Annotated in this window: 9 protein-coding genes, 1 tRNA gene and 1 rRNA gene (1 of these 11 only partly in view); all 11 read left to right on the forward strand. The window is 42.8% G+C overall.

Annotated features, from left to right (window positions below):
• Positions 1 to 2,604: ribosomal RNA gene (locus EUBREC_RS06920) — 23S ribosomal RNA — on the forward strand; it begins 281 nt to the left of the window's first position.
• A gap of 198 nt (positions 2,605 to 2,802) precedes the next feature.
• Positions 2,803 to 4,221: a uracil-xanthine permease family protein gene (locus EUBREC_RS06925; protein ID WP_012742394.1), complete on the forward strand. Its 1,419-nt coding sequence runs from the start codon at positions 2,803 to 2,805 to the stop codon at positions 4,219 to 4,221.
• A 174-nt stretch (positions 4,222 to 4,395) separates the two neighbouring features.
• Positions 4,396 to 5,421 (forward strand): lysylphosphatidylglycerol synthase transmembrane domain-containing protein, encoded by a 1,026-nt coding sequence (locus EUBREC_RS06930; RefSeq protein ID WP_012742395.1) that lies wholly within the window; start codon positions 4,396 to 4,398, stop codon positions 5,419 to 5,421.
• A 97-nt stretch (positions 5,422 to 5,518) separates the two neighbouring features.
• Positions 5,519 to 6,559, forward strand: coding sequence for a GGDEF domain-containing protein (locus EUBREC_RS06935; RefSeq protein ID WP_012742396.1), 1,041 nt, complete (start codon positions 5,519 to 5,521; stop codon positions 6,557 to 6,559).
• A 161-nt stretch (positions 6,560 to 6,720) separates the two neighbouring features.
• A tRNA-Leu gene (locus tag EUBREC_RS06940) sits at positions 6,721 to 6,803 on the forward strand.
• A 183-nt stretch (positions 6,804 to 6,986) separates the two neighbouring features.
• Positions 6,987 to 8,819, forward strand: a complete 1,833-nt coding sequence (locus EUBREC_RS06945; RefSeq protein WP_012742397.1) for an LTA synthase family protein — start codon at positions 6,987 to 6,989, stop codon at positions 8,817 to 8,819.
• Complete coding sequence (locus EUBREC_RS06950) at positions 8,819 to 11,350, forward strand: YfhO family protein (protein WP_012742398.1); 2,532 nt, start codon at positions 8,819 to 8,821, stop codon at positions 11,348 to 11,350. The genes EUBREC_RS06945 and EUBREC_RS06950 overlap by 1 nt, the downstream gene beginning before the upstream one ends.
• Before the next feature lie 106 nt (positions 11,351 to 11,456).
• Entirely contained in the window at positions 11,457 to 12,014 is a 558-nt protein-coding gene (locus EUBREC_RS06955) for an FKBP-type peptidyl-prolyl cis-trans isomerase (RefSeq protein ID WP_012742399.1), read from the forward strand.
• A gap of 18 nt (positions 12,015 to 12,032) precedes the next feature.
• Entirely contained in the window at positions 12,033 to 13,976 is a 1,944-nt protein-coding gene (locus EUBREC_RS06960) for an SUV3 family DEAD/DEAH box RNA helicase (protein WP_012742400.1), read from the forward strand.
• Between the two features lie 94 nt (positions 13,977 to 14,070).
• The gene (locus tag EUBREC_RS06965) at positions 14,071 to 14,532 is read left to right on the forward strand and encodes an acyl-CoA thioesterase (protein ID WP_015516789.1); all 462 of its coding nucleotides are present in this window, start codon (positions 14,071 to 14,073) and stop codon (positions 14,530 to 14,532) included.
• Positions 14,533 to 14,536: 4 nt separating this feature from the next.
• The gene (locus EUBREC_RS06970) at positions 14,537 to 16,327 is read left to right on the forward strand and encodes an aminopeptidase P family protein (RefSeq protein WP_012742402.1); all 1,791 of its coding nucleotides are present in this window, start codon (positions 14,537 to 14,539) and stop codon (positions 16,325 to 16,327) included.
• Positions 16,328 to 16,372 lie beyond the last annotated feature (45 nt).

Raw genomic sequence — 16,372 nt, forward strand, 5'->3', positions numbered from 1 at the left:
GTGCACTCCGGGGTTCGGACCGCATTTAAGATTCAGTGATTCTAGCAGAAAGGTTTGGGAAAGCCTGCCGGAGAGGGTGAAAGCCCCGTAAGCGAAAGAAGAGCTGACTGAGCGGGATCCAGAGTACATCGAGACACGAGAAACCTTGATGGAATGAGCGGGGACCACCCCGTAAGCCTAAATACTACTTAGTGACCGATAGCGCATAGTACTGTGAAGGAAAGGTGAAAAGGACCCCGGGAGGGGAGTGAAAGAGAACCTGAAACCCTGTGTTTACAAGCTGTGGAAGTTCTTTAAATGAACAACCGCGTACTTTTTGTAGAACGGTCCGGCGAGTTGCGGATACTGGCAAGGTTAAGCACTTAAGGTGCGGAGCCGAAGGGATACCAAGTCTTAACAGGGCGTTAAGTCAGTATACGCAGACCCGAAACCGGGTGATCTATCCATGTCCAGGTTGAAGTTGTCGTAAAAGACAATGGAGGACCGAAGCCACATCCGTTGAAAAGGGTGGGCATGAGGTGTGGATAGGGGAGAAATTCCAATCGAACCCGGAGATAGCTGGTTCTCCTCGAAATAGCTTTAGGGCTAGCCTCGATTTAGTCTTATGGAGGTAGAGCACTGAATTTCCGCGGGGGCGTCAAAGCTTACCAAAGAATATCAAACTCCGAATGCCATGTAGATGATGATCGGGAGTCAGACTGCACGAGATAAGTTGGGCAGTCAAAAGGGAAAGAGCCCAGACCACCGGCTAAGGTCCCAAAGTGCGTGTTAAGTGGAAAAGGATGTGGGAATTCGAAGACAACTAGGATGTTGGCTCAGAAGCAGCCATACATTCAAAGAGTGCGTAACAGCTCACTAGTCGAGAGTTCCTGCGCCGAAAATGTCCGGGGCTGAAACACGACACCGAAGCCGTGGACTCGCAATGCGAGTGGTAGAGGAGCATTCTTAAAACCGACGAAGCTGTACCGGAAGGAGCAGTGGAGGGATAAGAAGAGAGAATGCCGGAATGAGTAGCGAGAGAAAGGTGGGAATCCTTTCGGCCGAATATCTAAGGTTTCCAGAGTAAAGCTGATCTGCTCTGGGTAAGTCGGGGCCTAAGCACAGGTCGCAAGACGTAAGCGATGGATAACAGGTTTAGATTCCTGTACCACGCATTATCAGAACTGTAGGGACGCATGTGGAAAGCACGGGCCGGGAATGGAAAAACCGGTACAAGCGGGGTAGGTGTACAACAGGCAAATCCGTTGTATAATCCGAAGACGTGGTGTGGAGCGAAATAAAGTAGTGAAGCGTGTGAGCCATGTGCCGAGAAAAGCTGCTATTGTGTAATGCGTGCCCGTACCGTAAACCGACACAGGTGGATGAGGAGAGAATCCTAAGGCCGGCGGAAGAAGCATTGTTAAGGAATTCGGCAAAATGACCCCGTAACTTCGGGAGAAGGGGTGCCTGCGAGAGCAGGCCGCAGAGAATAGGCTCAAGCAACTGTTTAGCAAAAACACAGGTCTATGCGAAACCGAAAGGTGAAGTATATGGGCTGACGCCTGCCCGGTGCTGGAAGGTTAAGAGGAGAGGTTAGCTTCGGCGAAGCTTTGAATTTAAGCCCCAGTAAACGGCGGCCGTAACTATAACGGTCCTAAGGTAGCGAAATTCCTTGTCGGGTAAGTTCCGACCCGCACGAAAGGCGTAATGATTTGAGCACTGTCTCGACAATGCATCCGGTGAAATTGAAGTACCAGTGAAGATGCTGGTTACCCGCGCCAGGACGGAAAGACCCCATGGAGCTTTACTCCAGTTTGATACTGGGATTCGGTACTGCATGTACAGGATAGGTGGGAGACGAAGAAGGATGGACGCCAGTCTGTCCGGAGTCGCTGTTGGGATACCACCCCTGTAGTACTGGGTTTCTAACCAGTTGCCATGAACTGGCAATGGGACAATGTCAGGCGGGGAGTTTGACTGGGGCGGTCGCCTCCGAAAGGGTATCGGAGGCGCTCAAAGGTTCCCTCAGAATGGTTGGAAACCATTTGAAGAGTGCAAAGGCAGAAGGGAGCTTGACTGCGACACCGACGGGTGGAGCAGGTACGAAAGTAGGACTTAGTGATCCGGTGGTATAAAGTGGGATTGCCATCGCTCAACGGATAAAAGCTACCCTGGGGATAACAGGCTTATCACTCCCAAGAGTTCACATCGACGGAGTGGTTTGGCACCTCGATGTCGGCTCATCGCATCCTGGGGCTGTAGCAGGTCCCAAGGGTTGGGCTGTTCGCCCATTAAAGCGGTACGCGAGCTGGGTTCAGAACGTCGTGAGACAGTTCGGTCCCTATCCGGCGCGGGCGGAGGATATTTGAGAGGAGCTGTCCTTAGTACGAGAGGACCGGGATGGACGGACCACTGGTGTATCTGTTGTCGACCAACGGCATGGCAGAGTAGCCAAGTCTGGAAGGGATAAACGCTGAAGGCATCTAAGCGTGAAGCCCCCCTCAAGATGAGATATCCCTCCTTCGGGAGTAAGACCCCTTGAAGACTACAAGGTAGATAGGGCAGAGGTGGAAGCATGGCAACATGTGGAGCTGACTGTTACTAATAGGTCGAGGGCTTAATCTGGTTAATAACTAAGAAAAACAAATCGGATTTGTATGAAGTTTTGAAGGTACATACTTATTAAATATGAATTATTTAAGACATCCAATGAGATGTCTTTTTTTGTAAAAAAATTATAAAAAAATAATGAAATAATAATTAAAAACTGCTATAATGTTTTCAGTTACTTATCGAAAACATTAATTTATTAAGGAGGTTGTTATGGAACAAAAGAAACAGGAGCCAATTCGTGATGCGAGACAGCTTGGAACGGCCAAGATGCTTATTCTTGGTTTGCAGCATATGTTTGCTATGTTCGGCGCAACAATTCTTGTGCCTATTCTTGTATCAGGATATTTTCAGAAGGCTTGTGGGGAGCCGCTTACCAGAGGTCTTTCTGTATCGGTTACCCTATTTTGCGCAGGCTTTGGCACGCTTATATTTCATCTGTGTACAAAGTTTAAGGTACCGGCTTTTTTGGGTTCGTCATTTGCTTTTTTAGGAGGCTTTTATACTGTTGCAAACCTTGACAGTGGTATGTATGCAGATATGGCTGTCAATGATAAGGCCGCGTATGCGTGTGGTGGAATATTTGTTGCGGGTATGCTTTATTTCGTACTTGCACTTATCATTAAGCTGGTTGGAATTAAGCGTGTAATGCGTTTTCTTCCACCTGTAGTGACAGGACCTATTATCATATGCATTGGTCTTTCACTTGCCGGCTCAGCTATCAATAATGCTTCAACAAACTGGGTTCTTGCAATTATTGCACTTGGAGTTATAATTATTTTCAATATATGGGGAAAGGGCTTATTTAAGATCATTCCTATTCTAATGGGAGTAATTATTTCCTATGTTGTGGCTCTTATTATGAATACTGCTGGAATTACTAATCCTGATGGTTCCGCAATTCTTGATTTTACATCAATTGCATCATCTGCGTGGGTCGGAATACCTAAATTTCAGTTCATGAAGTTTGATATTACGTCCATTCTTGTTATGGCGCCTATCGCTGTTGCGACTATGATGGAGCACATTGGCGACATGTCTGCTATTTCTGCTACAGTAGAGCAGAATTTCATTGCTGATCCGGGTCTTCATAGGACACTTATAGGTGATGGAATTGCAACTGCATTCGCAGGAGCAATCGGAGGACCGGCTAATACAACATATGGTGAGAATACAGGAGTGCTTGAGCTGTCTAAGGTATATGATCCGAGAGTTATCCGTATTGCGGCTGTTTTTGCTATTGCACTTTCGTTTATTCCAAAGTTTTCGGCTGTAATATCTACTATGCCATCAGCGATTATTGGTGGAGTTTCATTTATGCTTTATGGAATGATTTCAGCAATAGGAGTTAGAAATGTTGTTGAAAACAAGGTAGATCTGACTAAATCAAGAAATCTGATTATTGCAGGTGTTATTTTTGTATGTGGTCTTGGCTTTGGAGATGGACTGACATTTACTGTAGCAGGAACATCAATTACACTGACAGCTTTGGCAATTGCAGCAATCGCAGGAATTTTCTTAAATGCTATTCTGCCGGGAAATGATTACGAGTTTGGAAAGAATCCTGATGGAGATGCAAGCAGGGGTGTGTATATGATGAACACTGACAATGATGAGGAAGAGGAATCATAGAAGTTAATTTGTATTTAGACTGATTTGTTAGTTGTAACAGTAAATAATTTAACAAACGTTAAAAAGATATTAATAATATTTTACTTGATAAAGTTATATATATTCTCTACAATAAACTGGTATGGTGTATTTTCATAATTCACTTTACCAGTTTTTTTAAGGGGATTAGATTTAATGGACAGAAAAAAGATATTTTGGGCGATAGCTTCTGTTTTTATAGCTATCTTAAGCATATGGGCTGTTGTTTCGCAGAGCAAGTATTTTTCGTTTGAGATTCTTATGAGTTTTATCAGAAATGCAAATAAAGGCTGGCTTTTTATGAGTTTTGTTTGTACGTTTGGGTTTATTTGGTTTGAAGGATTTGCTCTGGTACGCATGGCAAGACACTTTGGATACAAAACCAGTGCGATTGATGGTACTGTGTATGGTGGAGCCGATGTGTATTTTTCGGCTATTACACCATCGGCATCGGGAGGACAGCCAGCCAGTGCGTATTTCATGATAAGGGATGGCATACCGGGCTATGCTGCTACAGTGGCCCTGCTGATTAATCTTGTTATGTATACACTTTCACTTTTAACAATTGGCTTACTATGCATGATTTTTAAGTATCCATTGCTGAAAAATTTCTCAGGTATTTCGCGGATATTTATATGTTTGGGGATTGTGGTGCTGATTTTTCTGGCTCTTGTATTTTATATGCTGCTAAGGAAGGGAAGTATACTATACTCAATTTGTGATAGTCTTATCCGGCTTTTTGAAAAAATACATATAATACGGCATGGTGACAGGCTTCGAATAAAGCTTAAAAATACTATGAAAGAATATCAGGAGTGTTCAAACAGTATCACAGGGCAGACCGGGCTTCTCATCGAGATTTTCTTTTGGAATATAATGCAGAGAGTTTCACAGCTTTTGGTATCGTTTATGATTTTTATGGCAGTCGGCGAAGGCGTAAATAAGGCAGTTGATGTGAGTGTGATACAGTGTTTTGTGGCGATGGGCTCCAATTGTGTGCCGATACCCGGTGCTATGGGCGTGGCCGATTATATTATGATTGATGGGTTTAAACAGCTTGTTGGTAGTAATGCAGCAAATATGGAGCTTTTGTGCAGGGGAATGACATTTTATGGAAGTGTCATAACAAGTGCTGTTATTATTCTTATTGGATATATAATTAGAAAAAAAGTAGCAAAATAGTCTAGTACTTTTGCACAATAATATATTGTTATATTTGTTAAAATGTGTTATTATTCTATAGTAATATATTAGATATTTTTTATGAAGGTATTGGACAATGAGTAGCAATGATAGTACTGCTAAGGAGCAGAGCTTTCTATTTAATGTAAACAAAATATTTCTTGTCATCCATCTGCTGATGCTATTTATGTTTTCATCATTAGGTGTAGATTTGATGGCAGGAGTCAGTCTGATCAGCATATGCTTTTATTTCCTTGCATTCAGTCTGACAAAATCTGAAAAACTGAGCATATATGTTTATAGTGTGGCTGTTGAGATATTGCTTTATATGATACTTGCGGTGGTTTGTCTCGGAATTCAATGTAATTTTCAGCTTTTTTTGATCGATGCAATGTTTTTTCTTTTTTCCATGGATTATGTGGTCCTCAGGAAGAAAAAAAAGAATCATGTTGCCATTCTGCTTTGCTGTGTATATGCTATTGCTCTGATTATTCTTTATATGCTTGATGGCTTTTACGCACCTTTATATAAGTTGGATTCTGTTGTAATTAAGAGTATTTCTATTGCTATGATTTCTGGTGTAGTTTTCTTGATAATAACATGTATGATGTGCCTTTTGCATTTTATGTCTTCCGAGGAGGGGGCAATGGAAAAGCAGGCACAGTTTGATGCGCTGACGGAGCTTCCAAATCGTTTCTATATGATGGCGAAGCTTAAGAATCTTTTTGAGGCTGAGAAGCAGGGGGAATATTTCCTTGCAATGATTGATATTGATGATTTTAAGAAAATTAACGATTCATTCGGACATAATGTAGGAGATGATGCACTTAAGATGCTCGCTCGTACTATCGTAAACAAGGCTCGAGGTGTTGAGCTTAGCTATTGCAGATGGGGAGGAGAAGAGTTTTTACTTCTTGGCAAATGTGTCGACGGAGAGGTGCCTAAGAATTTTCTCGATGAGCTTCGTGTGGAGATTAATTCAAAATCCTTCTGGACATCTAAGGGCAGCGGAAGGATGACAGTGACTATAGGTGCAGGAAAATATAAAGTGGGGCAGGATTACAAGGAATGGATTAATTTTGTTGACAAACAGCTTTATGTCGGAAAATGTACCGGTAAGAATAAGGTTGTATGCTGAGACATATTTCAAGGCTTTGACATTTTTAAATGAGCTGTAATCGTTGCTGGTCACACTGTTAGGCGTGAACAGTCACAATCGCATTGAAATTTATATTGAAATTACAAATTTTAGTTGCATGAAGTCAATAATTGTGATAGAATATTGTCTGTTCGTAAGACGCCGGCATGTCGGAATGGCAGACGATGCAGACTCAAAATCTGTTGGGCGCAAGCCCGTGTGGGTTCAAGTCCCACTGCCGGCACTATTTGCAAAACCCCGTAAATCCAAGATTTTCAGTAAAATCAAGGGTTTGCGGGTTTTTTCTTTATTTATAATCTTTAAAAAAATTAAAGAAATTAGGGTACTTTTAAGAAAAATTTGCCCCAAAATTGTACCCAAAAATCTGCCATATAGGCTGTAATACCAGATAGCAAACAGGAGCATTATGATGATAAAAAAGATTTATAAAAAATATGAAATTATATTCAATGTTATATTTTTCTCGATTTTCCCGATTATGGCTTTTTATCTTATGGAGTTCTACGATCATAATCCTTTTGAAGAAGTCAGATTTATGGCGGGATTTTTTAATATTATTTTGTTTGAGCTGATTGCCTGGATTCTTTATTTTGTTACGGGCAGGGCGAAATGGGCACTTCGTGCAGTTTTTATCGTGGCCATGGTTTTTGGACTGATTAATCATTATGTTATGCTTTTCCGCTCGACTCCTTTTGTTCCATGGGATATTTTTTCAATTGGTACGGCGACAAGTGTTGCATCCAATTATGATTTCGCACCGACTGCAGGAGTAGTTGTTGTTACAGTTATATTTATAGCTCTTATTATGCTGATGCATTTTGTTGATTTCAGAATTAAGTGGAAATTCAGGCTCAGACTAATTCCGACTGTGCTTGGAATACTTGCGCTGTGTCTGTTTGTGAATGCCCTGCAGGATGAGGATTTCCAGACGGACAATTATCTGTATCCGTTTTTATTTACACCTGCATATATGACAAAGGTGAATGGAATGGCAGTGACCTTTGCGATGGATCTTAAGTTTGTGGCGGTTGATAAGCCTGACGGGTATAGCAGACAGAAGGCAAAGGAGCTGCTTGACAGCTATGCCGGTACAGATGATAATACTGCAATTACAGATAAAAGTGATTATCCGAATATTATAGTTGTGATGGATGAGGCATTTTCAGATCTGTCAGTGCTCGGTGGTTTTGATACAAATACAGACTATATGCCGTTTGTGCACAGTCTTGAAAAGGGCAATGAAAACACCATAACAGGATATCTGAATACGTCTGTATGCGGTGGAAATACCGCCGATACTGAGTTTGAGTTTCTGACAGGCAATACGATGGCTTTTCTTCCGGTAGGAAGTATTCCTTATCAGCAGTATATAAAGAGCACGACACCTTCCCTTGCAAGCTATTTAAAAAGCATAGGCTACGCAACGTATGCACAGCATCCGTACTATGGCAGTGGATGGAACCGGGATACGGTCTATCCTCTTTTGGGATTTGACAATCTTTCGTTTATGCAGGATTATTCTAATCAGAGGTTTGTGCGCAAATATATAAGTGATGAGACATCATTTGACAGGATTATTGAGACCTATGAGAACAAACCGGATGGTCAGCCGGCATTTATATTCAATGTCACTATGCAAAACCATGGTGGATACACGGATACCTACTACGGCTTTGACAATACGGTGACAGCGGATAAGCTCAATAATTCTGCACTTGACCAGTATCTTTCTTTGATTAAGCTGACAGACGAGGATTTAAAGAGCCTCATTGAATATTTCTCAAATGTGGATGAGAAAACTATAGTGGTATTTTTCGGTGATCATCAGCCAAATGATACTGTGGCAAGCTCCGTTCTTGCAGCAAACGGCATGGACTATAATAATTTATCAAATGAAGAGCTTAAGCTGCGTTATCAGGTGCCGTATGTTATCTGGGCAAATTATGATATTGATGAGGCGGCAGGAAAAGACACGAGCGTTAATTATCTGGCTGCAAACGTACTTAAAGCGGCAGGTGTGCCGACAAATGACTATCAGAGCTTTCTGCTAAAGCTGCAGGAGGAGTATCCAATTATATCAGCGGTACGTACGGATAAAACTGCAGATAAGACATTAGATAAAGCATCAAATAAATCAGACAAGGCAACCGGCAGCAAAAAGAAGCAGGCCGATTCGGATATGCTAAACGATTATAAGCTTTTGCAATATTACAGACTGTTTGACTGGGAGGATAAGTGATGAATTTTGTTAAAAAGCATCCACTTTTGACAGCGTTTTTAATTCCGTTTTTCATATGTATAATCATCTGTATAGGAAATGGTGTATATCCATTTGGCGATTACTGCCTTTTGCATATGGATTTGTATCACCAGTATCTGCCTTTCTTTAATGAGCTGTGGGAGAAGCTAAGAAATGGTGCGAGCCTCATGTATACATGGAATATCGGGCTTGGCAGTGATTTTGTATCGGTATTTGCCTATTATCTGGCGAGTCCGTTAAACTGGCTTGTGGTGCTTTTTCCAAAGAGCCATATTATTGAGTTTATCGAGCTGCTAATCATTTTTAAGATTTCGCTAAGCGGAGCAACATTTTTTTATTTTCTGAAGGAACACTTTGGGCTTCTTGGAAAGGATAACAGGTATCACGATAATACATTTGTGCCGGCATTTGTTTTTTCTACGGCATATGCACTTTCCGGCTTTGTAGCTGCGTATAGCTGGGATGTCATGTGGATGGATGTTGTGGCGGTTGCACCGCTTGCGGTAGTAGGACTTGAGAAGCTTGTGCGGGACAAAAAGCCGGTGCTTTACTATGTATCACTGGCACTTTGTATATTGTCAAATTATTATCTGAGCATCATGCTTTGCATCTTTTTGGTATTCTGGTTTGCATGGCTTTTCTTTACGCAAAATGGCGGTAAAATGGCTGCAATTGTGAGATTTGCCGTTTACTCACTTTTGGCTGGAGGCACTGCGATGGTGCTAATCATCCCGGAGCTTATCATTTTAAGCTACAGCGGTTCGTCGGGCATCGAGTTTCCAAAGCAGATAGAGTGGTATTTTAATCTCTTATCAGAGGTCGGCAGGATGTGCACGACAGCAAGCGTCTATGAGGGTGCAGAGAACTGGCCGAATCTGTATGCCGGAGCCTTTAGTGTGATGCTTTTGATACTGTTTGTGCTCAACAAAAGGATTAATTGGAAGAAAAAAATAGCTCCAGTATTGTTTGTGTTGTTTTTCATGGCAAGCTTTGCCAATAAACAGCTTGACTTTATATGGCACGGACTGCATTTTCCGGATTCGCTGCCTGGCAGACAGTCGTATCTGTATGCATTTCTTGTATTGACCATAGGCTATGCTACAGTAAGAAAGTGGCGTGGCATAAGACTGTGGCATGTTGGTGTGGCAGTGGTATTTGCATCGGCGCTTATGGCAGTAAGCACGATGTTTGCCGGTGAGGATGTGACAGAGTATTATGCAGTTATCATAAGTATATTGTTTGTTGCGCTGTACGGCATTATGACAGTACTTTTAAAGCTTGCAGCAAGAAAAAACAGGGAGCTTTTGATGGTCATAACATGCGGTATTGCGATTGTGGAGCTGGCTGTCAATATGGCTGTGACAGGACTTGGATGTACCGGCAGAAGTAGCTACAATGCCAATGTGGACGATATGCAAAAGGCACTGGAGCTGGCAAAAGAGGATGCAGCTGACAACGATGTACCATTTTACAGGGTTGAGGATACAGGCCGACTAACTAAAAATGATGACACACGATACGGCTATGCTTCTGGAACACAGTTTTCTTCCCTGATGAATATAAATGTGAGCCATTTTTATCAGGCTCTTTATATGGAGGGAGGCAAGAATTTCTACTGTTATAACGGTGCCACACCTGTCACGTCAGCCATGCTTTCGGTCAGATATATGGTTACAAAATCAATACAGCCACAGAATGAGCTGACTACACTTGTTGGAAAATGCGGAAATCACTATCTGTATCGGAATAACTACACACTTCCGCTTGGTTTTATGATGGATGAGGGAGTGATTGATGCGTGGAAGCCATCCTCGTCATCGAAAATCTATTCGATTAATTCCCTTGGCAGGCTCCTTGGCGCAGCAGATGATATGCTGACCATGACAGAGTGCACTCAGGACGAAAATCCGGGAACTACGACTCTCACCTTTGACCATGACGGATATTATTATGCGGCATACGATTCGTGCAGCACTGACAGTCTGACCTTCAGCCACGGAGAGTATGAGACCACATATTCGAAGACCACTCACAGGTATCTGTTTGACCTGGGATATGTGAAGGCGGGGGAGACAGTTTCCGTCACAAACACTGATGCCGATGCTGTACGATTTAATGTATACGAGCTTTCCATTGCTGCAGTTGAGAGTGCTTACAATACACTCAATGAGCAGACACTCTCGGTGGATGATTTTTCAGATACACACATAAGCGGACACATTGATGTGAAGCAGGCAGGACAGCTTGTACTTTCTATTCCGAGTGAAAAGGGATGGACTATGAAAGTGGATGGAAAGGATGCTGAGTATGAGGATTTTTCCGATACATTTGTGAGCATTCATCTGGATGAGGGAGAGCATGAGATAGAGCTTTATTATGAGACACCGGGGCTTAAGGCAGGTGCAGCTATAAGCGCAGGCTGTGTGGGTGTCTTTCTACTGCTTTTATTGTTTCGTCAAATAGTTAAGAGACGCAGCCGTTTAAAGTTTAAAGCGAACAGTGACAGATAGTGAATGTACTGACAGACAACGTATATAGTTCATTTATGCGAAACACAGAATGTTCAAATTGTAATAGTATAATTCAATAATAAAAATAAAACAGGAGATTAACAAAATGAACAAACAAAACAAAAAAATCGCACAGGAAAAAAGAAGAATCGAGAGAGAGAAGGCAGAAAAGAAGGCAAAGGTTGTGAATCTGCTGAAATTCTGGGTGCCGGTAGTGGCAGTTGTTGTGGTGGTCATAGTGCTAATCTGGGCAGTTGCGACATCGGGCGGTTCATCGTCAAAGGGTACTGACGGTACAGAAGCTGCATCACAGACCACAGAATCTCAGGCATCCGAGACACAAAGCAGTGATTCACAGACCGAGGCAGCAACACTGAATACAGAGACTGACACGGTTGCGGAAAACGGAGATAAGGTAAATATTGACTACACAGGATATATGGACGGAGAAAAATTCGAGGGTGGAAGCACTGATGGACAGGGCACAGACCTGGTGCTTGGCTCAGGCAGCTATATAGATGGCTTTGAGGACGGAGTGGTAGGTCACAAGGTGGGAGAAACCTTTGATTTAAACCTGAAGTTCCCGGATGATTATAAGGCAAATACAGAACTAGCCGGAAAGGATGTTACGTTTGAGGTGACTCTTAACGGTGTATACAAATAAAGAGGATAACACACATATATGGAAAAATCGTTTGAAGAGATACTGGTACAGTTTTATGTTGACCAGTACAGGGAGAATGCGAAGAGAAGTACAGGTAAGCCTGTAAAGCTGGCACACTATATTCACAGGCTCAATAGTAAAGCAAAATCAATTAAATATGCGCGATTTTCAAAAAATGAGACTGTAGCACTTGACAAGCTGCATCAGGAAATAAAAAGGCTTGCATTGATTACCTACTATTCCAACAATAAGAACGCAAGGCAGATTTTAAATAGAGAAATCCTTCCGCAGCTCGTCAGGGTGGATATGGAGCAGTTTGATGAGAAGGAGGCAGAGTATCTCACAGAGGATTTTCTAAAGCTTTTGCGCAAGGAGTATATAGGTGCGATATGTACCAGAAGCATGAAGGCGCTTTACAATGAGTACCGCAGCAAGGAGCTTAGAAGAGAGATTGTCACGTTGGTTCCGGCACGGCCGGAGCTTGAGTTTCCAAAAGCACAGAGCATGAAAAGGCACTTCATACTTCATATAGGCCCGACTAACAGCGGTAAGACATATCAGGCGCTTGAGAGGCTTAAACTGGCGCAAAACGGAGTTTATCTGGGACCTCTTAGACTTCTGGCACTTGAGGTATATGAGAAGATGAATGATGCAGGTATACCATGCACCATGCTTACAGGCCAGGAGTGTCTTGAGGTATCTGACAGCAGAATTACAGCATCGACAGTGGAGATGCTTGACTGTGACAAGGAATATGATATCGCAGTGATTGATGAGGCACAGATGGTAGCAGATGATGACAGGGGACATTCGTGGACCAGGGCGATTCTTGGTACACTTGCAGGAGAGATTCATATATGCATGAGCCCGGTGGCAAAGGATGTAGTCATTCATCTGATTAATCTATGCCATGACGAGTATGAGATAAGGGAGTATGAGAGAAAGACAGCTCTAAAGCTGGAGGATAAGCCTTTTTCATTTCCACAGGATGTGAGAGAGGGCGATGCCTTTATCGTATTTTCAAAGAAGTCGGTACTCAATATAGCAGGGCGTCTGGAGGAAAACGGCATAAAGCCAAGTGTCATATACGGAAGTCTGCCACCGGAAATAAGGCGCAGGCAGATGACGCTTTTTAATGAGAAAAAGACACAGGTTGTCGTGTCAACAGATGCGATAGGAATGGGACTCAATCTGCCGGTCAGAAGAATTGTATTTCTGGAGGTGGAAAAGTTTGATGGAGTATCAAGACGTCCGCTTGTCATCTCTGAGATAAAACAGATAGCGGGCCGTGCAGGCAGATTTGGTCTGTATGACACAGGCTATGTGACAGCTTTGGGACAAAAGAATCTGAGTTATTTGAAGAATACGCTAAATATACCGGAGCAGGATATTGATATAGTAAGTCTTGGCTTCCCACAGGTGCTCCTTACAATGGATGCGCCGCTTGATGCGATAATTAAGCTCTGGCATGAGGCAGAGCCATCAGCACCGTTTAGGAAAATCAATGTCGATGAGATATTGTTTTTGTATGGATATGCGTATAAGGAGCGATACTTTATCGCAGATTTTGATAACAAATATCTGCTTTATAAGATGATTACATGTCCTATAGATATAAAGGACAGGGAGCTTGTCAGACAATGGCTGCGCTACTGCATGTCGTATACATCTGATATCTCTCTCGACAAGCCTGATAAGCATTCAAAGTATCAGGGGCTCATGAAATACGAATCCTATTACAAAAAGCTTGATTTGTACTATCAGTTTTCAGTCCGCATGGGCAAAATTGTGGATGAGGACTGGCTTGAAAACGAGCGCGACAAAACACAGGCAAAGATTATGCAGCTTCTATCAAAGAGCAAGGATGAGTATATTATCAGATGCCGGTATTGCGGCAGAATACTTCCGATTGGAAATTCACGCAATATATGCAGAGACTGCTACAGCATGATACGCAGGTAGCAGCCGGTTTATATTTTACGGTCAAGTCGTTGAATTTAGCTGTCCAATGTGGCATAATAGAAATAAGACCAAAATATGAATGGAGGAAGTTTTTATGGCAAACAATGAGTTACAGATTGCCGGCTCACAAGGTGAACTTAGAATCCGTCCTTACGAGCACCACGCAAAATATTATGAAACAGATCAGATGGGTATAATCCACCATTCAAACTATGTCAAGTGGATGGAAGAAGCAAGACTTGATTTGATGGATCAGATAGGACTCAACTACAGGCAGATGGAGGATATGGAAATCATAAGTCCGGTGCTGTCGATATCGGTAGAGTATCACAGTATGGTACATTTCGATGATACGGTCGTCATCTACACAAAGCTGCTTAAGTATAACGGAATCAAGATGGAGCTTGAGTATGTCATGAAGGACAAAGAGACAGGCGAGCTTCGCACCACTGCAAAAAGCAGCCATTGCTTTTTGAACAAATCCGGCAAACCAATCTCATTAAAGAGAATGTATCCGGAATTAGATACAAAATTTTTTGAATTTAAAGAGGCATAATAAAATGATACAGGATAGATTAAAAGCATTGAGAAGCGAGATGGCAAAGAGGGGCATCTCGCTGTATGTGGTACCTACTGCTGATTTTCATGAGTCAGAGTATGTAGGAGAGCATTTTAAGGCACGCAAATATATTACAGGCTTCACGGGCTCAGCAGGTACCGCAGTCATCACTATGGATGAGGCCGGACTATGGACAGACGGCAGGTATTTTGTGCAGGCGGCTGCGCAGCTTAAGGATACCACTGTAAAGCTCTTTAAGATTGGCGAGGAGGGCGTACCGACAGTTGATGAGTATATAAAGGATACTCTTTCGGATGGCGGTGTAATAGGCTTTGACGGCAGAGTGGTAAATGCCGCATGGGGCAAAAGGCTTTCTGAAATTGCAAAAGAAAAGCACGGCAGCATGTACGTAAATGAGGATCTGATTGACATTATATGGACTGACAGACCACCTATGTCAAAGGCACCTGTCATGATTTTTGACAATAAATACACCGGTGAGGATATAAGCTCAAAGCTTAAAAGAGTCAGAGAGCAGATGGCACAAAAGGGTGCAACACTTCATCTGATGTCATCACTTTACGATATCGCCTGGCTTTTAAATGTCAGGGGAGGCGACATAAGCTATGTGCCTGTAGTGCTTTCATACCTGGCACTGTCACAGGACAGCTGCATATGGTTTTTGCAGGAAGAGGTTGTGACAGAGACTCTTAAGGCATACCTCGATAAGAATGGTATACAGACAAGACCTTACGATGATTTTTATGAATATGTGAAGCATATTGATGAAAAAGAGACAGTGCTTTTAAATACATCGATTGTAAATTACCGCATCTGCGACAGCCTGCCGGATGGTGTTAAGGTGATTGATGCGGAGGATCCTACAGTTGTCATGAAGGCCGTAAAGAATGAAGTACAGCTTGAAAATCTGCGCAAGGCACATTTGAAGGATGCAGTTGCGATGTGCAAGTTCATGTACTGGCTTAAGACAAATATAGGTAAGATACCCATGACAGAGATTTCGGCTTCAGATTATCTTGCATCGCTTAGAGCTGAGCAGGAGGGCTTTCTTGATTTGAGCTTTGCCACAATATGCGGATATGCTGATCATGGTGCTATTGTGCATTACTCTGCAACAGAGGAGTCTGACAGGCAGCTTAAGCCTGAGAGTCTTCTTTTGGTTGATTCAGGAGGACATTATCTGGAGGGAACCACAGATATCACGAGGACCTTTGCGTTAGGACCTGTGACTGACGAGATGAAGGATATGTTTACGAGAGTTTGCCGCTCAAATATGAACCTGGCAAATGCAAGGTTTAAGGAGGGCTGCTCGGGACTAAACTTTGATATTCTGGCAAGAGAGCCTTTCTGGGAGATTGGCATGGACTACAATCACGGTACCGGACACGGTGTGGGCTATGTGCTCAATGTTCATGAGGGGCCAAACAGCTTTCACTGGAAGCAGTACCCGGGCAGAACTGCAGAGCGTGTGATAGAAGAGGGCATGGTTACTACAGACGAGCCGGGCATCTATTTAGAGGGCAAATTCGGTATTCGTACAGAGAATGAGCTGATTTGCCGAAAAGGCGAGAAAAATGAGTATGGCCAGTTCATGTATTTTGAGAATCTGACCTATGTACCGATAGATCTCGATGCGATTGATCCAAATCAGATGACAGACAGGGAAAAGGGATACCTGAACGCTTACCATGCGAGAGTTTATGAGCTTGTTTCACCATTTTTGAATGATGAGGAGGCTCAGTGGCTTAAGAAATATACAAGAGCTATTTAACGTTACTGCCTGCACTGCAGTGTGACCGGCAGCGATTACAACAAT

This window comes from Agathobacter rectalis ATCC 33656 (assembly GCF_000020605.1).
In the GTDB taxonomy this organism is placed as follows: domain Bacteria; phylum Bacillota; class Clostridia; order Lachnospirales; family Lachnospiraceae; genus Roseburia; species Roseburia rectalis.